Source organism: Pedobacter sp. T50_32 (assembly GCF_057652195.1).
In genome coordinates this window covers 25089-46446 of sequence record NZ_JBYFBY010000006.1, presented here as the reverse complement: position 1 = coordinate 46446, position 21358 = coordinate 25089, and the positions used below count along the sequence as shown (strand labels likewise).

Annotated in this window: 14 protein-coding genes and 1 tRNA gene; 14 read left to right on the top strand and 1 reads right to left on the bottom strand. The window is 37.2% G+C overall.

The features are described from left to right. Window positions 1-41 precede the first annotated feature (41 nt). Window positions 42-2978, bottom strand: a complete 2937-nt coding sequence (locus AC23ME_RS16820) for a M16 family metallopeptidase (protein WP_487728927.1) — start codon at window positions 2976-2978, stop codon at window positions 42-44. Between the two features lie 190 nt (window positions 2979-3168). On the opposite strand from AC23ME_RS16820, the gene surE reads away from it, so the two are divergent. The 14 genes from surE (at window position 3169) to AC23ME_RS16750 (ending at window position 21225) form a co-directional block, all read left to right on the top strand. After that, window positions 3169-3990, top strand: a complete 822-nt coding sequence (gene surE, locus AC23ME_RS16815) for a 5'/3'-nucleotidase SurE (RefSeq protein WP_487728926.1) — start codon at window positions 3169-3171, stop codon at window positions 3988-3990. Then, a complete protein-coding gene (locus AC23ME_RS16810) occupies window positions 3991-4272 on the top strand; it encodes a stationary phase survival protein SurE (RefSeq protein WP_487728925.1) in 282 nt (93 codons plus the stop codon). It begins immediately after the preceding gene. Between the two features lie 102 nt (window positions 4273-4374). Continuing rightward, entirely contained in the window at window positions 4375-5487 is a 1113-nt protein-coding gene (gene lpxB, locus AC23ME_RS16805; RefSeq protein WP_487728924.1) for a lipid-A-disaccharide synthase, read from the top strand. Between the two features lie 8 nt (window positions 5488-5495). Next, on the top strand, window positions 5496-6500 hold the full coding sequence (locus AC23ME_RS16800; protein WP_487728923.1) for a LacI family DNA-binding transcriptional regulator: 1005 nt from the start codon (window positions 5496-5498) through the stop codon (window positions 6498-6500). Between the two features lie 508 nt (window positions 6501-7008). Further along, window positions 7009-7902: an ROK family protein gene (locus tag AC23ME_RS16795; protein ID WP_487728922.1), complete on the top strand. Its 894-nt coding sequence runs from the start codon at window positions 7009-7011 to the stop codon at window positions 7900-7902. Between the two features lie 170 nt (window positions 7903-8072). After that, entirely contained in the window at window positions 8073-8633 is a 561-nt protein-coding gene (locus AC23ME_RS16790; RefSeq protein ID WP_487728921.1) for a discoidin domain-containing protein, read from the top strand. A gap of 88 nt (window positions 8634-8721) precedes the next feature. Then, the gene (locus AC23ME_RS16785; protein WP_487728920.1) at window positions 8722-11943 is read left to right on the top strand and encodes a SusC/RagA family TonB-linked outer membrane protein; all 3222 of its coding nucleotides are present in this window, start codon (window positions 8722-8724) and stop codon (window positions 11941-11943) included. 11 nt (window positions 11944-11954) lie between these two features. Further along, on the top strand, window positions 11955-13781 hold the full coding sequence (locus AC23ME_RS16780) for a RagB/SusD family nutrient uptake outer membrane protein (RefSeq protein ID WP_487728919.1): 1827 nt from the start codon (window positions 11955-11957) through the stop codon (window positions 13779-13781). Between the two features lie 68 nt (window positions 13782-13849). After that, complete coding sequence (locus tag AC23ME_RS16775; RefSeq protein WP_487728918.1) at window positions 13850-14827, top strand: hypothetical protein; 978 nt, start codon at window positions 13850-13852, stop codon at window positions 14825-14827. 93 nt (window positions 14828-14920) lie between these two features. Then, the gene (locus tag AC23ME_RS16770; protein WP_487728917.1) at window positions 14921-15880 is read left to right on the top strand and encodes a basic secretory protein-like protein; all 960 of its coding nucleotides are present in this window, start codon (window positions 14921-14923) and stop codon (window positions 15878-15880) included. Then, window positions 15880-16548: a basic secretory protein-like protein gene (locus AC23ME_RS16765; protein WP_487728916.1), complete on the top strand. Its 669-nt coding sequence runs from the start codon at window positions 15880-15882 to the stop codon at window positions 16546-16548. The genes AC23ME_RS16770 and AC23ME_RS16765 overlap by 1 nt, the downstream gene beginning before the upstream one ends. A 37-nt stretch (window positions 16549-16585) precedes the next feature. Beyond that, entirely contained in the window at window positions 16586-18877 is a 2292-nt protein-coding gene (locus AC23ME_RS16760) for a GH92 family glycosyl hydrolase (RefSeq protein ID WP_487728915.1), read from the top strand. 191 nt (window positions 18878-19068) lie between these two features. After that, a tRNA-Ala gene (locus AC23ME_RS16755) sits at window positions 19069-19145 on the top strand. 238 nt (window positions 19146-19383) lie between these two features. Then, window positions 19384-21225: a carbon starvation CstA family protein gene (locus AC23ME_RS16750; RefSeq protein WP_487728914.1), complete on the top strand. Its 1842-nt coding sequence runs from the start codon at window positions 19384-19386 to the stop codon at window positions 21223-21225. Window positions 21226-21358 lie beyond the last annotated feature (133 nt).

Genomic DNA, 21358 nt, shown 5'->3' with positions numbered 1-21358 from the left:
CTGAAGAATGCCGCTTGTAGCTTGTACTTGGAAGAATGGACTTAGTAGCCGAAAATTTCTTCTAAGGTTAAAGTTTTAACAGTCCCAAACTTAGCCATATCGTCTTGTTTCACTCTTTTATCAGAAGCTACAATTAAATAAGTGTAAGGTTGGTTAGCTATTTTTTGCTGATGGAAAGTATTGATGTTATCGAATGTGATAGGTTTAATCTCTTTGTATCTATCTGTTCTCGAATCGTAAGTATAGCCTAATTTTTTGTCAGCGAAGTAATAAGAGAAAATGGCGTCTTTCAGTACTCTATCTGATTCGTAATTGCTTAACAGATTGGTTTTAGCACCTTCGAAAGTTTTTTCGCTTTTAGGTAATACATTTAACAACTCATTCATGCCAGCAACAGCATCATTCATTTTATCTGCTTGACTACCCACGTAAGCCACCATGCTGTATTGTTTGTCTGCTCTATCTGGCGATGCATAAGTTGCAAAAGTAGAATAAGCCAACGCTTTAGACTCTCTGATGGTTTGGAACACTACAGAACCCATACCACCACCAAAGTAATTATTGAATACCTCGATAGTTGCGGCATCTGCTTTATTGTACAAGCCTGTATTTCTTAACCAACGAATTTCCGATTGTACCATATCGTAATTTGCAAAGTAAACTCTGTTCGAATCTTGAACAGCATAAGTGTAAACTTTAGCAGGTGCAGCAGGCGTAAACTCTTTTGGTAAAGCATGTGCTTTTTGAATGTTAGCCGTAAATGCAGCCAAATCGTTTGGTCCGTAGTAAGTAATTACGTGCTCGTAGTTATTTAAGTTTTTAAGCGTATAAATCAAGTCTTCTGCTTTAATGTTTTTAACTTCATCATTAGTTAAAACATTGTTAAACGGATTTAACTTGCCATATTGAGCGTAAGAAGTTAAGCCATTCATGATGGCACCTTTATTCAATTTGGCATTTTCTCTTGATTTAAGAATACTGCTTTTCAACTCGGCCAATGCTTTGTCGTTAGCTTTTACATTTGCAAAAATATGCTCAACTAAAGCAACAGCTTTATCAAAGTTTTCTTGCAATCCGCTAATGTTAATGGTTGTAGTTTCTGTGCCAACGTTTAAGCTGTAGCTACAAGCAATATTGTAGAACTGCTTACTTAATTCTTCCGCTGTATACTTATCCGTACCTAAAAATGGAAGGTAAGAAGCGGCGTATTGTAATAACTTGTAGTTGTTAGAACCCAAGTTAAAACGATAGCTCATTCTAAAGATTGAGTTTTCTGTGTTTTTGATGGTTAAAACCTCGGCTATACCAGATTTACCAAAGGTGATGTCTTTTTGGTAATCTAAGAATTTAGGTGCAATTGGTTTTACTGGCGCTTCTAAAATGTTCTTCACAAATGGAGAAGTTAAGCCTGCATTTGCATTGATAGGTGTAATCGTTGGCTTCTCTACTTTAGTGGTGTTTTTATCTTCACCTTTATGTTTGTAGCCAATTACATAATTATCTTTAAAGAAAGTGTTAGCAAAAGCAATTACCTGTGCTTTAGTGATTTTAGCAGTTTCATCTATATCGCTTAAGCTCATGTTCCATTTGGTGCCACGATGTGCTACAAACTGATTTGAAAGGATATTTGCTCTATTGTCATTTCTATCGAAAGCTTGTAAATAGCTTAATTTTTGGTTAGCTACAATTGCTTTCAACAATTCGTCATCAAACTTGCCATCTTTTAACATTTGGATTTGCTCCAACAAAAGTTTCGTAACCTCATCTAAACTCTGACCTTGTTTTGGTTGTGCAGATAAATTAAACACACCATAATCTTTCATTTGTTGATAGGTGGCGTTGGCTCTCAATACCTTTTGTGCTTTATTCAAGTTAATATCGAACAAACCAGCTTTACCATTGGTTAAAATGCTTTTAATTAAAGACAGCATTAAACTTTCTTTGCTGTTGTTTGCAAAACCGCGATAATAGATTTCAACAACTTCTGCACTTGGACCATAAACATCAACTTTTTGGATTTGAGTTAATGGTTTTTCTGGTGCAGGGTTATAAAGTGCCAAAGGTTTTGAAGCCATATAGCCAAAAGCTTTGTCTACTTTCTTAATCATTTCATCTGGATTTAGATCTCCAGCTAAAATTAAAGCCATGTTATTTGGTACATAGTACTTGTTGTAGTAGTTTCTAATTTCTACCAATGAAGGATTTTTCAAGTGCTCAATAGTACCAATGGTAGTTTGTTGTCCGTAATTGTGCGTTGGAAACAATTTTGCCATCATTTCTTCGTCCAATTTCCAGCTGTCGTTATCTAAACCTCTGTTTTTCTCTTCGTAAACAGCTTCTAACTCTGTATGGAAAATACGGAAAATCGGATTACGGAAACGCTCCGCTTGAATGGTTAAGAATTTATCGGTCACGTTAGACGGAAAATCTTCTTTGTAAACAGTTTCTTCGTACCAAGTATGAGCATTGGTAGAGTTACCACCAAGTCCTTGCATCATTTTATCGTATTCGTTTGCAATAGAGAAATTAGATGCTTCGCCAGAAACCTTATCGATTTCTTTATAGATTTCTTTACGCTGTGCAGGATCTGTAGTTTTGTTGTACTTTTCGTAAAGGGCATCTATTTTAGCCAGCAAAGGTTTCTCTTTTGTCCAATCTGCAGTACCAAATTTATCGGTTCCTTTAAATAAAAGGTGCTCAAGGTAGTGTGCTAAACCAGTAGCATTTTTAGGGTCGGTATTACTACCAGCTCTAATGGTCATGCGGTACTCAATTTTTGGCTCTTTGTAGTTTGGCGATAAAATTACCGTTAAACCATTCTTCAAAGTATAAAAACGCGTTTTAGAAGGGTCGTTGGTCACATACTTGTAGGTATAACCTCCAGCGGTTGCTGTCTTCCACTGGTAAGTGGAATTTTGGGCAACCAAGTTTGATCCGGCAAAGAGCAGGCAAACAAATAGTATAAGTTTAATTTTCATGTTGAATAAGTTATGAATCAAATATACAAAGACAATTGTATTATAAAGATGTTGCACCAATAAAACTGTTATTTGGGGCGATTAGCATATTTTCTTGTATTTTTGATGATATGATGACGTCGTGGTATCCCCTTATTGTTGTTAATCAATAAACCACGATAGTTTCTTAATACAAATAATGAGTAACACGATGAAAACTAAACCTTCAATATTAGTAGTTAACGATGATGGTATTACTGCAACGGGCATTAAAGCTTTAATTGAGGTAATGAGTGAAATAGGAAATGTAACTGTGGTAGCGCCAGATGGACCACAATCCGGTATGGGGCATGCCATTACCATTGGAAAACCATTGCGTTTTGACAAGGTCGATTTGTATCCGCCAATTGAAATGTACAAATGCTCTGGAACGCCAGTTGATTGTGTAAAGTTAGCGGTAAACAAGGTATTTAAAGGTAAAAAGCCAGATTTATGCGTTTCGGGTATTAACCATGGATTGAACAACTCTATCAATGTGATTTACTCCGGCACCATGTCGGCTGCAGTTGAAGGAGCAATTGAAAAAATTCCGTCTATTGGTTTTTCTATGGACGATTTTGCACAAGATGCCGATTTTTCGCACTGCAAAAAATACATCAAGCAAATTGCTGAGCAGGTTCTAGAAAAAGGTTTGCCCGAGGGTACTTTGCTGAACGTGAACTTCCCGAAAGGTGATCAAATTAAAGGAATTAAGATTTGTAGACAAGCAAATGCTAAATGGGCTGAAGATTTTGAAGAGCGCCAAGATCCTTATCGTAGACCATATTATTGGTTAACTGGTGTTTTCGAAAATTACGATAAAGGCGAGGATACAGACGTTTGGGCATTAGATCATGGTTATGCTTCGGTTGTACCAGTGCAATTTGATTTAACGGCACATCATGCCATCCAAATTTTAAGCAGTTGGGATTTGAATGGCAAAACAGCACAAACGACGAAAACTACAAGCCCCGATGGTACTAATTTAGGATAGATGGCTAAACTGTTTTCATCGATAAAAAATCACGTGTTAATTGGCTTGGGCATAGGTTTGGTTAGTCCACTGCTTTTAGGTTCAATAGCTTGGTACTTGATGCACTATACTACCATTTTTAAGCAGGCAGATCTACTGTTAATTGCATCTGTTGCTGTAAACTTGATTTGGGTTAAGCATTTCAATGCCATAAATAAGGAGAATATTATTAGAGGAATTGTAAGCGCTACGTTTTTATACGGATTTGCTTTCTTCTTTTATAAAGTAGCGCAAGAAGCTTAAGTCTAACCCTTTAGGGGGAATATGTTTAAATTGATAAACTGTAAGATTGTTTAGCTACGAATTGATGTTTCAATCTCGTATCTCAATACGCATATCTAAAAAATGAAATATTATTTAATAGCAGGAGAAGCCTCTGGCGATTTGCATGGCGCCAATTTGATGAAGGCGCTAAAGACTGAAGATGCAAATGCTGATTTCAGGTATTTTGGCGGCGATAAAATGCAGGCTGAAGGCGGAGATTTGGTAAAGCACTACTCCGATATGGCATTTATGGGGTTTACTGAAGTGCTACTGAATTTACGCACTATTTTAAAAAACCTAAAAACTTGCAAAGCAGATGTATTAGCTTTTCAGCCAGATGTTTTGATATTAATTGATTTTCCAGGTTTTAACTTGAAAATTGCTGAATTCGCAAAAGAACATGAGATTAAGGTTTGCTATTATATTTCTCCGAAAGTTTGGGCTTGGAACCAAAAGCGAGTGCTAAAAATCAAACGCATCGTAGATCACATGTTCTGTATATTACCATTTGAGGTAGATTTTTATAAGAGTTGGGGAATGGATGTAGACTACGTAGGCAATCCGTTATTGGATGAAATTTCTGCGTTTTCTCCGAATGAAAATTTTAAAATTCAAAATCACTTAACCGAAAAACCTATCATAGCACTGTTGCCGGGTAGTAGAAAGCAGGAAATAGAACGACTGCTACCAGTAATGCTAAGTGTAGTAGAAGACTTTAAAGACTATCAATTTGTAATAGCTGCGGCACCAACATTTACTTCCGAATATTATCAGCAATTTATTAGAGAGGCGAAGGTTACCTTAGTGTTTAGCCAAACTTACGATTTACTTCACCATGCACATGCTGCTGTTGTAGCTTCTGGAACTGCAACACTCGAAACTGCTTTGTTTAAGGTACCTCAAGTGGTTGTTTACAAAGGTGGCACTATCTCTATCGCTATTGCCAGATTGCTGGTTAAAATCAGGTTTATTTCATTGGTGAATTTAATTGTAGATAGAAAAGTTGTAACAGAGTTGATCCAAGAAGATTGTTCGAAAGAAAAGATAGGCTCAGAACTAAAGCTGATTGTGTCAGGGCAGGGCAGAGCTCAAATGTTAAAAGATTATGATGATTTGAGTTTGATGATGGGAACAGCTGGAGCCTCAGAGCGTACTGCTAAATTGATTACTAAATATTTACCTTTGTCAAAATAGTTTATCTTATGAAAACCCTATCTATAAAAGATATTGCTCTTAAAGCCAATGTATCCATTACAACGGTTTCGTTTATTATTAATGGTAAGGCAAAAGAAAAGGCCATAAGCGATGCTGTAATCAAGAAGGTACAAAAGATAATAGAAGATAGCGGTTATAAACCTAATCAACTCGCACGTAGCTTAAGGACTGGCACTTCTCATATCATCGGCTTAATTGTTGAAGATATTTCAAACTCGTTCTTTTCTAGTATTGCTCGTTTAATAGAAGATAAAGCATATAAAAAAGGCTATAAAATTTTTTATTCGAGTACAGAGAATAAAGTAGAGAAAACAAAGGAGTTGATCAATCTTTTTAAGGTTAGAAAAGTTGATGCTTATATTATATCACCCATAAAGGGAATTGAAGAAGATATACAGGACTTATTGAACGATAACAAACCTGTAATTTTATTTGATAGAAATTTGCCAAAGATTGATACAAATTATGTAGGTGCCAATCATTTTTCAGCTTCCTATGAAGCGGTAGAGAGTTTTATCAAAGATGGTAAGCGAAATATAGCCTTAGTAACCACAGATATAGATGTACAACAAATTGCTGAACGTTTCGAAGGCTATAAAAAATCGATCATAGATCATAAACTGTCTTACCAGGAGCGCTTAGTTTTAAAAATCCCGTTTAATCAAGCTGAAACAACCACGATCAACCAGATCAAAGAATTGCTGGGAAATACGGAAATAGATGCAGTTTTGTTTGCAACAAATTATCTAGCTATAAGTGGCTTAAAAGCTTTGAAAGATCTTAACAAGAAAATTGATGATAGTTTTTCTGTTATTGGATACGACGATCACGAAGCTTTCGAATTACATAGTCCAGGCATTTCCACCATCCAGCAGCCGCTAGAAGAAATTGCGGAAGCTATTATCAAATTGATCTTAGCGCAACTCTCAGTTAAAACAAAATTGCCAGATCAGCAAATTGTTATTCCAGCAAAGCTAATTATAAGAAGCTAACCCCTAGGGCTACTTATATGGCCTTCGGCGTAAATATTTTTAATTTATTTTTTGTAAGCAGAAAAATTATCATTATCATTGAATTACTAAAACGTTTTACGTGTTCTGCTCAATTGTTTAATTGTGTACGATTACATGAAATAACCAAATATGTATGGGCGATGCCGAAAAAGAAGTTGTCAGTAGACAACGGTTTTTTTTGTCTCTTTTACTAAAACGTTTTAGTTTAATTGATAACCATAAAACTATATGAAGACTATCTGTTTATCAGCATTTCACCTTTTGGTAGTTGATTTAAAACTATCTACACAAGATATGGTGTTAGTACGACCGTTAATCATCCTAAATTCTCACTTTAATATATGCTCTAGCGGTAGCATTGATGGGTATGTCGCAAAATAATATTTATAGTGAGGTAATATGGTTGGTCGGGATTAGAGATGATAGAGGCGAACAGTAAAAAAGCAGTGAAAGCGAATAGAAATAAAACCAAAAGCAATTAAGAAGAATGGAAAAACCTACAGTTTTAGGTGTAGATATCGGCGGATCACATATAACCGCGGCAATAGTAGATTTAGATAAAGGAGTTTTGGTTAAAGATTCTATTAAACGTAATGAAGTAAACTCTAGAAATGAGAAGGATGAAATTTTTTCGGCATGGTATAAAGTAATTCGTAGCGCAAATGGTGGCGACTTAAATGAGAACTGTAGAGTTGGCATCGCAATGCCAGGACCCTTCGACTATAAAAATGGGATATCTCTAATTAAAGATCAGGATAAATTTAATTCACTATTTGGCCTTAATGTTAAAGATGAGTTGGCCCAAAGGCTGGGAATACCTTCAGCCAACATAAAATTTGTAAATGATGCGGCTTCTTTTATGTATGGTGAAGTAAATTATGGCGCAGCAAAAGGCTTTAATAATGCTTTAGGGGTTACGCTAGGCACAGGGTTGGGCTCTGCAACGTCGATAAACGGAGTTGCAAAGGATGCGGAATTATGGAACTCGAAATTTTTAACCGGTATCGCCGAAGATTACCTATCCACCCGTTGGTTTGTAAATAAGTATAAGGACTTGACGGGTAAAGAAGTTGAAGGTGTAAAGAAGTTAGCAGCTATGGTAAAAGCAGACCCATTTGCAAAGCAGATTTTCAATGAGTTTGGACGGTCGCTTGGTCACTTTCTGGTTGATTTTATTAAGACCACTGGATCTGAAATTGTGGTTTTAGGAGGCAATATTTCTAAATCCTTTGATTTATTTGGGCCGCCATTAATTGAAAATTTAAGAGCTTTTAGTTTAAATACTGTAGTTAAAATAACAAAGTTAAACGAACATGCACAGCTTATTGGAGCAGCAAGTAGATGGAAAGATGTGGTTGACGAGAAAATTGCTCAACATTAGTTTACATAAATTATAACTGCGAGAGACATTCATTTTGTCTTTTTAGTAAAACGTTTTATTTGAATATCTAATAAGTACATATATCAGTTTTTTGATTAAATGAGTGAAAGGGTTTAAGAGTGGAGAATTAATGTTTTAAATAACCTAATCTATATAAACAAATTAAATTTATGACCATTTTAAAAATCGCAAAGGGAGCTATTGGGCTGTGTGCCTCGATAGTTTTACTGATGGGTTGTCTAAAGGAGGACTATCCAAGCACAGAATTATTTACATGGAAGGCAAAAGTTGATGTTACCGACAAAGCGGTGCTTTCGGTCAACGTGGAAAACGCCGCTGGACCATCAGGAGGAGAAGGATCTTCTAAGGTTGTAGACAACAACATTAATACGAAGTTTCTCATCAATCCTTATCGAAATGATCTTTATATGCAACTGACATTTCCACAACCACAACAGGTCGCTTCTTATACCTTAACATCAGGTGATGATGCTCCAGCTAGAGACCCCAAAGATTGGAAGTTTAGCGCCTCTACCGATGGAACCACTTGGGTTGATTTAGATGTGAAAACTGGACAAAGTTTCGCTGATAGAAAGATGACTAAAACATTCAGTTTTAAAAATAAAGAAGCATATAGGTTTTATAGAATAAGTATTAGCGCTATAGGCAGTGGCTCACTATTTCAATTAAGTGAATGGCGTGTAATAGAAGTGCCAGAGGAATTACAATAGTAGCTAAGCATTACTTATCAAAACAGATATGATTGACCTTTTATAATCATTAAACAAACCTAAACCAATTAATAATAACAAATTGATTATGACAAAAAAAGATACAACTTTAACCAAGCTGTGGCCTAGGTTTAAAAATTGTGGATTTATTGCATTAGCTTTTACGCTAGCTTTATTTGCCAGTTTTTATTCTTCGGCAATGGCTAGTTCCGTTAAGTTTAACGGGGTTAATTCAGTTAATAAATTACCACTTGATATAAAAATACGAGGGATCGTAAAAGATTCGACAGGAGCGCCGCTACCTGGTGCTGGTATTAAAGTAAAGGGCTTATCTACAAGTGCTGCGACAGATGTTAACGGCGCTTTTACAATTACCGTTCCAGACCAAAACAGCATTTTAATATTCACTTATGTAGGTTATGATACTCAAGAAATTCAGGTGGGTACTCGAACTACAATTGAAGTGGTTTTGAAAGAGACTGTAGGTTCCGATTTAAAAGAAGTAGCTATTGTAGGTTTTGGTACTCAGAAAAAAGAAAGTTTGGTAGGTGCTCAGTCATCAGTAAGTGTTGATGACCTAAAGCAACCGGTTTCTAGCATGAGCCAATTGTTAGCGGGTCGTATACCAGGTGTGGTAAATGTATCAAGAAATGGAGAGCCTGGAGCAACAGGATCCGATATCTTCATTCGTGGTATATCTTCTTTAACAGCAGGTGATAGAGGTCCATTGGTAATTATAGATGGTGTGCCAAATCGTAACTTAAATGATATCAGTGTTTACGATGTAGAAAATTTTACCGTTTTGAAAGACGCTGCTGCAACCGCTGTATATGGTATACGTGGGGCGAATGGTGTAATCTTGATTAATACCAAACAAGGAAAAACGGGGACGCCTAAAATTTCTGTTGAATATTTTGAAGGTGTTAGTCGATTTACAAAACGACCACAGCTTATTGATGGTGTAGATTACATGAACTTAGCCAATGAAGCAAAGTATTCGGATTATATTAGAGGTGGTGCAGCAGGAGCATTTAGTCCAGCTTATTCAATAGAAGCAGTTCAGAAAACAGCCGAAGGTTCAGATCCAATTCTTTATCCAAATATCGATTGGTTTGATGCAATCTATAATGATTTCGGCAGAAATAGATCGGCAACTGCAAACCTTTCTGGTGGCGTTAGTAATGCCAAATACTATGTTTCGCTTGGGTACTATGGCGAAGATGGTTTGTTTAAAACAGAAGATGCACTAAATGCTGCAACTAAACAAAATTTCGGTCGTTACAATGTAAGTGCTAACTTAAACTGGGATATTACAGGAACTACAAAATTAGATCTAGGCATTAAAGGAATTTTAGCACAAACAAATTATCCTAGTAGTTTTACTGCTCAAGAAATTTTTAGTCAGGCCTTTCAAATTAACCCAACCTCATTTCCAATTCTTTATCCTAATGGCAGTCTGCCGGGTATAAGTCCGCAATCAGATCAGAGAAATCCCTATGGAGATGTTACTAGAAATGGATATAGGAGGGGATATAGTAACCAATTGTATTCTAATATTCGTTTAACGCAAGATTTAAAAGAGATTACGCAAGGATTATCCGTTACAACAATGTTTTCTTTTGACGTTAACAACGCTAATACAATTTCTAGAACTAAAAGAGAGTCATTGTATAGGATCAATCCTATTGATCCATATATTACACCTAATGATCCAACTTCTGGTTATAAATACGCACTAGTATTACAAGGACAAGATTTCTTGAATTATAGTGTTGCAAATGGAGGTGACAAAAAGATTTATTTTGAGGCGGCTGTTAATTATAATAGAACATTTGGTAAGCATGCTGTAACTGGCTTAATGCTTTACAATCAGAATGATAATATTGCACCTTTTGCAGGGAATTTAACTTTGTCAATTCCTTATAGATTGCAAGGTATAGCAAGTAGAGCTACTTACGCTTACGATAATAAATATTTCTTTGAAGTAAACGTTGGATATAACGGTTCAGAAAACTTCGCACCTAATAAACGTTACGGTTTCTTCCCTGCCATAGGCGTGGGATGGTTATTGTCTAACGAGAAATTTTTTGAGAGGTTGAAAAGCACTTTCCAGATGGTGAAATTCCGCTACTCAGACGGTATTGTAGGTAGTGGTGGTAGTGGTAGTGGATATGCTTCAAATGAAAGTGAAAGGTTCTACTATTTAACTAAGGTAGGTGGCTCAGCAGGATATACTTTTGGTAGCAATGCCGATATTACCCCTGGTGGTTCTACAAGTACTGGCGGTTTGGGCGTTACTGCTTATGGTGTAGATGTAACTTGGGCCGAAACACGCAAGCAGGATTTGGGCTTTGAATTAAAAACGTTAAACAACAACTTATCTTTAATTGTAGATTTCTTCAGGGAAAGAAGAGAAAATCAATTTATTTCCAGAGGGGTTGTACCTAACTATATTGGTTTAGCCAATACACCAATTGGCAATTTGGGTATAGTAGAAAATAAAGGTATTGATGGAACTTTGCAATACGATACACAATTGAGTTCTAATTGGTCGCTTAACCTAAGAGCCAACGTAACTTTCAACAAAGATAAAGTGATCGAAAATGACCAAGCACCTAAAGCTTTCCCTTGGTTAGAACAGAGAGGCCTTAACATTTTAGCTTCTACCCGCTTCGGTTACATTGCAGAAAAATTATTCGAAAGTCAAGCGGAAATTGATGCGAGCCCAACTCAATTTGGAAAATTAATGCCTGGCGATATCAAGTACAAAGATTTAAACGGTGATGGTAAGATTGACTCTTTTGACCAGACTAATATTGGTAGAGGAGATATTCCAAGTACAACTTACGGTGCAGGTTTTTCACTAACGTTTAAGAACTTCGATTTTGGAATGTTCTTCCAAGGGCAGCACAATGCAGATATCTTCTTAGGTATTCCTTCTTTTGCTAACTCGGGTGGTTTGGGTAATATGTTGGCTGTAGCCACAGACCGTTGGACACCGAGTAACCCGCGTCAAGATGCGTTTTATCCTCGCTTGTCTTATGGCGGAACTAACAACAATAACTATCAAAATAGTACTTGGTGGTTAAGAGACGTGAGTTTTTTAAGATTGAAAAATGCGGATTTAGGATACACGCTTAAAGACGGTATCAAATCTATAGGCGTAAAAAGATTAAGAATTTATGCTATGGGTTACAACGTATTTACGTTTAGCAAATTTAAGTTATGGGATCCTGAACTGTTGACGAACAACGGTACAAGATATCCGCTAACAGCTAACTATTCTTTAGGCGTTACCGCTAATTTTTAAACTAAAATCGAATGAAAAAAATATTAATATTTACAGTTGGAACGTTGCTGATAGTCAGCAATTATAGTTGCAAAAAATATTTAGAGCAAGTACCTGATGATAGACTTACCTTTGAACAAGTTTATGAAAGGAAAGCTACCGTTGATCAGGCCTTAGCAAATGTATATTCTTTTTTTCCTAGCCAAAATGGAGATAGGTTTCCAAGTCAGCAGGGTAATATAGGGCCATGGACGGCTGCATCTGACGAAGCAGATTATACTTTGCCCAATTTTTCTGAAGTAGTAAACTCAGGCGCATGGGATGCAACCAGAGGTGAGGTTAATTACCACTGGCAACAATTTTATCGTGGTATACAGGCTGCCAGTACGTTTATGGCAAACATCTCAAGATGTACAGATTGTAACATAGGTGGTATTGATATCGTTAATCGTTATTACAATGAAGCTAGAGCTTTAAGAGCAATTTATTACTATAATTTAGTGAGGATATATGGCCCAGTGGTATTGCTGGGTAATGATCCTATTGCTTCTGATGCGCCATTGCAAGCAATTAGTAAACCACGTAACTCTATGGATGAATGCGTAGAGTATGTTGTAAGCGAACTTGAAGCTACAGCTGCAGTTTTACCTGCAACACCTCAATCAAACGAAGATTACGGTCACATTACAGCTTCTGTAGCAGATGCATTTAAAATTAAAATGTTGTTAACCGCGGCTCGTCCATTGTTTAATGGAAATACAGATTATGCCACATTGAGAAATCAAGATGGTAAACAACTCATTAATCAAACCTATAGTGCGGCAAAGTGGACAAGGTTAGCAACTGCAGCAAAAGCATTTTTAACCAACCCTAATTATGCTGGTTACGCATTGTATAGTGTAGCTAGTACCCCAACGGGCTTACCCAACACAGCGTTTAATAGAGCATTTATCTCAACTAGGGATGCGATGTTGGTAGCATGGAATTCGGAAATCATCTTTGCTAGAGGTGGTGATGTAACCAGTTATCAATACTCACTAGCCCCCAATCATCTAGGTGCTCCAGATACCGATAAAGGTGGCTCATTCTTATGTCCTTCTCAACAATTGGTAGATGCGTTCTTCACTGCTAATGGATTGTCAATTCAGGACGATCCGAGCTACACAGCTTCGGGATTTTCTGCTTTTCAGGCTCCAGATGTACATGACCAAGGTGTGACAAGACAAATTAGCAATATGTACGTGAACAGAGAACCTCGTTTCTATACGAATATTACTTATACAGGACGTAGGTGGATTAATCCGCAGTCTGCGATTGTTACAGATTTTACATTTAACGGTAATGCTGGAAAATCAAATATCTCTAATAATGACTATACCAAAACTGGTTATACACCAAGAAAGCATCATACTGTTTCGGGTAGAAATACAAGTAGACCAATGTTTAGCGTAATTAGGTTGGCTGAGATCTATTTAGATTACATCGAGGCATTGCAGGAAACAAATCCGTCAGATCCTGATATCTTAATCTACCTGAATAGAATTCGTACAAGAGCTGGTATACCAAGTTATGGTAGTGGTGCATTGCCAGTACCTACCGATATGAAACTTGCAATTCATAAAGAAAGACGAGTAGAGCTTGCTTTCGAATTGGATCGTTATTTCTATACTAGAGAGTGGAAAATAGCTGAAACTACTGATACTCAAATCAGAGGTTTAAATATCAACCAAAACTCACCTGGCTTTTACACGCCTGTTGTAGTAGAAAATAGAGTTTTTCAAAAGAAACATTATTTATGGCCTATTCCTGAAGGAGAAAGACAAAAAGTTCCTTCAATTGTACAAAATACTGGATGGTAAATAGTTAATAATTGCACCGTGTATCATTTGTACACGGTGCTTCTTTAAACTTTTAAACTACTATTAACATGACGAAAAACATTATCTTATCACTAATACTAGTGGCTAATGTTGCTGTAATTTCTTGTAACACTAAAAAACAAAGTTTAAATACAGTAAAACCAGCACCCGAAATTGTACCGCAAACAGATCCTCCGGGTGCACCACCAAGAACTTGGAAGGAAAACTGGTTTGAACACGTACAATTGTTAAATCGAATTCATTACGATACCAGTGTAGTTGTTTATTACGATGGCGATGTAAAGGCTGCGGTTACCTGGCCAAAAACATACATGGCAGAAGCTTGGAACTATACTAAAAAACACTATGGTAAATTTGGTGATGATAGCCGCTTGTTTGTCATCTATCACGCTGGTAAATATGCTGGTGGTCATCCTGGTACGTATTTAAGTGATAGACATGGTTTTAGAAATGTTACTGACTGCGGCGGCAATGGCTTAGATGCATGGACACTGGGAATAGACAACGACATTGATTTATCTACTCACGAAATTGGACATATTGTAGAAGGCGCTTCGAAAGGGGTAAAAGAATCGCCTGCTTTTGATATATGGCATGATAGTAAGTGGATGGAAATTTATCAGTACGATGTTTACAGGGGCTTAAATAGAACAGAAGATGCTCAGCGTTGGTATAATAAAATGATGACCGTTACAGATAATTATCCTAGACCAGGTACACAATGGTTTAAAAATTGGTTCTTGCCAATTTACAATGAGTACGGCGGTGTAAAAGTGCTGAACGGATTTTTTACCACCTTATCTATACATTTTCCAAAGCGACCAATTACAGTGCAAGGTAAGAGTTATCACGAGTACACAAGAAAAATGAACTTTGGTGAGTTTATCCATTTCTGGAGCGGCGCAGCAAAAGAAAATTTAGAACCTTTAGCACTCGCAGCTTTTGGTTCAAAAGACGAAAAAGGCGCCGATTGGCAACCTATGTTGGCAAAGGCGAAAATAGATTTTCCAAATATCACTTACTAAAATAATACATAACGGCTGATGATTTTGCAAAAGCTGCAGCGTTTCCTCCTTTAAATACACAGCACACAAATGATCCTGAAAAGAAAAATAATAATGATTTTGTTAGCATGCTCAGTTAATGTCTATGCGCAAAATAATAATCGCTTCCAAATAAATATTGAAGATCCGAATAACCAATTAGATGCCGAGACAGCAAGTAATTTAAGAGCCTCATTTAATCTGCAATATCCAACGTATGCTAGGTTAGACGGCTACCGAACAAAGCGAAACGTAACCCTTCAAATAGCAAATAACGAAACCGAAACTATCAAAGCTAAAGCAGGCGAAATCAAAGTAAATAGCGATTGGGTTAAAGGCAAGTCGTTAAATAAAGTAAATAAAGAACTGTGGAATGCTTTAGCTAGTAACTGGTCTTCTTTTAGCAAAGACAAATGTAAAGGTTATTCGCTCACCTTTGTTAGTAAAGACCCAAACTTAGATCCTGTACTCAGAAAAAAGTTGATAGATACTTATTTTGAAGTTTATCCAACATTGGTTAAAACCTTTAATGATAAATCTCCCAAAGATGTATTATTCGTGGTAGATACCGCCTACAAAGCTGTTGCCGAAGCAAGTTGCAATAGAATTTTATTTAGTGCAGGTTACATGAAAGCAAATCCTACAGATATAGATGTTGTAACCCACGAGGGCATGCATGTGGTGCAAGGCTACGGATACGGTTCTGGTCCTGTTTGGTTAACAGAGGGTATTGCCGATTATGTTCGTTACAAGTATGGTGTAGACAATGTTGGCTCGAAATGGAGTTTGCCCGCATTTAAAGACACGCACAGTTATAAAAATAGCTATAGAATTACGGCAAGGTTTTTTGTTTGGTTAGAGCAAAATGTGAAATCTGGTTTAATTGCTACACTCGACCAACAATTAAGAGTGCATCAATACACTGAGCAATCGTGGGTAAATTTGACTGGAAAAACGCTAGAACAACTTTGGGATGACTATGCTAAAAATCCAAATCAAATTCAATTACAATACAGTGATAAAAAATCGAAATAATGAAGAAATTAATTTTAGTTGCGAGCATAGCCTGTTCCATATTTACTTCTTTAAAAGCCCAAGAAACTGAAACTTTTAAGGAGAAAGGATATACCTTGATTTTTAAAAGCAACGATCCGTCTTTTAACCCAGCATTAAAGAAACGAATGGTAGAAACTTTCTTTAAAGTATATCCAGTGTTAGCTAACGACTTCAATAAAAATGCGGATAAGTTAGTAACTTTTCACGTTGATACTGCTTATAAGGGCGTTGCTGCGGCGGGCGGCGGCAGAATTGTTTACAATCCGGGTTGGTTTATAAAACATCCTGGAGATATTGATGTGGTAACTCATGAGGTGATGCATATCGTACAAAATTATGGCAGCGGTGGCGGGCCAGGTTGGTTAACAGAAGGCATTGCAGATTATGTAAGATATAAGTATGGCGTTGATAATGCAGGAGCTAAGTGGGCGTTGCCTACTTTTAAAGCAGAACATAACTATAAAAATGCTTACCGAATTACTGCCCGATTTTTAAATTGGTTAGAAGTGAATGGAAACAAAGGAATTGTTGTGAAATTAGATGCGGCAATGCGCAATCATACCTACAAAGAAACGATTTGGGCCGAATTAACGGGAAAAACAATTGACGAACTTTGGGCCATGTATGCCGCAAACCCGGGAACATAACACTAGAGAATAAAATTGCTTAAATAATTATTACGAAATGATCAAAAGAATATTAACCTTAACGCTGGTATTAGCTGTTTCTGGATTATCTGCTCAAACCGTAGGTAAATTGTCTGATCCGGTAGAATGGGTAAATCCCCTAATGGGAACACAATCTAAACCAGAACTCTCTAATGGAAACACTTACCCAGCTGTTGGTGTACCTTGGGGAATGAACTTGTGGACACCGCAAACTGGAAAAATGGGTAATGGTTGGGCATATCAATATGATGCTGATAAAATAAGAGGTTTTAAGCAAACCCATCAACCATCGCCATGGATGAACGATTACGGTGCTTTTGCAATTATGCCAGTTACCGGAAAGTTAAAATTCAATGAAGATCAGCGAGCGAGTTGGTTTACACACAAAGCTGAGATCGCTAAGCCGTATTATTACAGTGTATACTTGGCTGATGCCGATGTAACCACTGAAATTACGCCGACAGAAAGAGCGGCACAATTCCGTTTCACATTTCCGAAAACAGATAGCGCCTTTGTAGTTGTAGATGCTTTAAATAAAGGTTCTTATATCAAGATCATTCCATCGCAGCGCAAAATTATTGGCTATACCAGCAAGTATGCTCGCGGTCCACTGCCTAGCAATTTTAAAAACTATTTTGTAATCATCTTTGATAAAGATTTTGCCATTTCTAAGACTTGGTCTGGTAATCAGTTAAATAATTCAGACTTAGAATTACAGAGCGATCATACTGGTGCGGTTATTGGTTTTAAAACTACCAAAGGTGAAAAAGTGCATGCAAAGGTTGCTTCTTCGTTCATCAGTTTTGAGCAGGCGGAAATCAGCTTAAACAGAGAGATTGCTAAAGATAATTTTGATGTAACAAAAGAAAAGGCAAGAGTAATTTGGAACAAAACGCTGAGCAAAGTTTCGATAGAGGGTGGTACCGTAGATCAAACACGTACTTTTTATTCATCGTTATATCGTGCCGTTTTCTTCCCCAATAAGCTTTATGAAATAGATGCAAACAACAAGATTGTGCATTGGAGCCCTTATAATGGTAAAATCTTGCCCGGCTATATGTTTGCAGGTACTGGTTTCTGGGATACTTTTAGAGCCTTGTATCCTTTCTTAAATTTAGTTTATCCTTCTATCAACAAGGAAATGCAAGAAGGTTTAATAAATGATTATAAGGAGGGAGGCTGGCTGCCAGAGTGGAGTAGTCCGGGTTATGCAAATATTATGATTGGCAACAACTCTGCCTCTGTAGTTGCTGATGCCTACATTAAAGGCTTGCGAGGCTACGATATCGAAACTTTATGGCAAGCATTAAAACACGGAGCAAATAACGAAGGGCCTATGGAAGCTGTTGGTCGTTCTGGGGTTAAATATTACAATGAGCTAGGTTACGTACCATTTGATGTTAAGGTGCGGGAAAATGCAGCAAAAACTTTAGAATATGCATATGATGATTTTACCATTTATCAATTGGGTAAAGCATTAGGTAAACCAGTCAGTGAAATAGATATTTACGCTAAACGAAGCATGAATTATAAAAATCTATTCGATCCATCATCAGGTTTAATGAGGGGTAAAAATGCGGATGGTACATTTCAGTCTCCGTTTAGTCCGTTTAAATGGGGTGGTGCATTTACAGAAGGCAACAGCTGGCACTATACCTGGTCTGTTTTCCAAGATATTGCTGGTTTAGCAAAGCTGATGGGCGGCAATGAGAAATTTGTAGAGAAGCTCGATTCAGTATTTTCTATGCCGCCAATTTTCGATGAAAGTGCTTATGGTGGTGTAATCCACGAAATTCGTGAGATGCAGATTGCCAACATGGGACAGTACGCCCACGGAAATCAACCGATACAACACATGATTTATCTTTACAATTACGGTGGTGCACCTTGGAAAACGCAATATTGGGTACGTGAGGCTATGAACAGGTTGTACTTTGCAACGCCAGATGGTTATTGTGGTGATGAGGATAATGGACAAACATCAGCTTGGTATGTATTTTCTGCTTTAGGATTTTATCCAGTAACGCCGGCAACAGATCAGTACGTAGTTGGAGCGCCATTGTTTAAAAAGGTGACTTTATCTTTAGAAAATGGAAAAACTGTAGTCATTAATGCACCAACAAATAACGCTGATAATAGGTATGTAGAATCGGTTAAATTTAATGGTGTAACTTATGATAAAAACTGGTTGAGCCATTCTGCATTGCAGAAAGGTGCGGTAATAGATTTTAGAATGTCTGCTACACCCAACAAAACTAGAGGCACAAAAGAAAGTTCATTTCCTTATTCTTTCTCTACCGACAAGTAAAATACCTAATTCTGGGTATTGTTTGTAGCAAAGAGTTGAGATATTTTTGATGAAATTTAGGTTAAGTCGACAGAATTAATGTTTGTCTATTCTCACTTAACTATGTTATTGTGTTTGGGAGGGCTGGATAGTCTTCCCTTTTTTTATTTTAGACTTGTAGAATTATCAAAATTACTTACTTTTGCTCGCAAGGGGGATTAGCTCATTTGGCTAGAGCGCTTCGCTGGCAGTGAAGAGGTGATCGGTTCGAATCCGATATTCTCCACCACAATACAAAAGCAGCTTTTAAAGGCTGCTTTTGTTATTTCTGAGCACTGAAAAAAGCTGAATAATCACATGGTGAGAAAAGGGCTTTCTTTTATAAAAGAAATAATATTTATCTGTTTGTTTTTAAATATTTTTAAAAACTATCGTTGTTTTCTTGGAAGTCTATATCCTATAAGTTAGTTTTGTTATTGTGATTATCTTGATTTATATCTTAATAATCCTTTCAACTTACAAACTATATGGAATTTTTAAACGGCGTTAATGCCCTTACCCTTGTATTTGTTTCGCTTTTGGTATTTGCCATAGCATATCGTTTTTACGGTATTTTCATGGCTAATAAGGTGTTAAAATTAAACGCAAATAATGTAACTCCAGCAGTTGAGTTTGCCGATGGTAAAGATTACGTAGCCACCAATAAGAATGTACTTTTTGGACATCATTTTGCAGCCATCGCTGCTGCGGGACCACTGGTTGGACCAGTTTTGGCCGCACAGTTTGGTTACCTGCCAGGTACATTGTGGATATTAATCGGCTGTGTATTGGGAGGTGGGGTACATGATATGATTGTGCTTTTCGCCTCTGTGCGGCACAAGGGGCAAAGCTTGGCTACCATTGCCAGTAAAGAAATTGGAAAGGGAACAGGAACTATTGCAGGTTTTGCCATCCTTTTTATCCTCATATTAACTTTAGCTGGACTTTCGCTGGCTTGTATCAGTGCAATGCACGAAGCTTCATGGTCACTATTTACCGTTATTGCCACCATGCCCATTGCTGTGCTAATGGGTTTGATTATGCGCTACAGGAAGAACAGCGTTACCTTGGCAAGTATCATCGGCGGTATTTTGCTCATTGCAAGTATTATCGGCGGTCATAACCTAATGCAAATCAAGGAAATCAGCGATCTTTTCCATTGGAATGTGAAGACAATTTCTATTTCAATTACCATTTATGGCTTTTTAGCATCGGTTTTACCGGTGTGGCTATTATTGGTTCCTCGAGATTACCTATCAACCTACCTAAAAATCGGAACTATATTGATGTTGGCTGTGGGTGTAATTTTCGTTCATCCAACTTTACAAATGCCAGCCATTACCGATTTTATCAATGGTGGAGGTCCAGTAATTGGTGGTCCAGTATTGCCGTTTATCTTTATTGTAATTGCCTGTGGAGCTATTTCTGGTTTCCATGCGGTAATTGCCACAGGTACTACACCAAAGATGCTGAACAGTGAAAAGGAAATTCTTTTTGTGGGTTATGGCGCTATGCTGGTAGAAGGTTTTGTAGCTTTAATGGCTTTAATTGCTGCTTGTACATTAGTGCCAGGCGATTACTTTGCTATTAATACGCCGAAGGAAATGTACGATACTTTTCTTGCACAAAATCCTGGACTGCATACGGTAGACCTAGATCATTTCAGCGAGAAAATAGGTGTTGATTTACACGGAAGAACGGGTGGGGCGGTATCTCTAGCAGTTGGTATGGCGCATATCTTTAACAAAATTCCTTTTATGGATGATGTGATGGCCTATTGGTACAATTTCGCCATCATGTTCGAAGCGGTATTTATCCTTACGGCAATTGATGCCGGCACAAGGGTAGGACGTTTCTTCCTGCAAGAGATGATTGGTGGAGTAATCCCGAAATTCAATGATAAGAATTGGATGCCAGGAATTTTAATCAGCAGTGCCATTTTTACTTTTTCTTGGGGATATTTAGTTTATACAGGTAACGTAAGTAGCATTTGGCCTTTATTCGGCATCAGTAACCAACTTCTAGCGGCTTGTGGTCTAATTGTATGTACTACAATGCTTATTCGAATGAATAGAAAGAAATATGCATTATGTTCTGCTATTCCTGGGGTGTTCATGGCCATCATCACCTTTTGGGCAGGGTATGAACAAGTGTTCAATATCTATCTCCCAAAACAGCAATATTTACTGGCATCTTTAGCCATCTTGGCGATGTTGCTCATGCTCATTGTATTCATCAACACTTTTAAAAGATGGAGCAAGCTTTTGAAAATGGAAGCGAAGCACATCGATTATTATGGGGATACAGTGAAGGAGTTAGTAGAGAGGTAATTGGATAGCAAAAAAATTAAGCGAAACCATTAAGAAGTTAAGGTTCATTAAGTCTTAACTATTCTTAATGTCTTAATGTATACAGATTGACTGAAAACCAGTCATTTATGACGACAGAAGGAGGGGAGCCGAA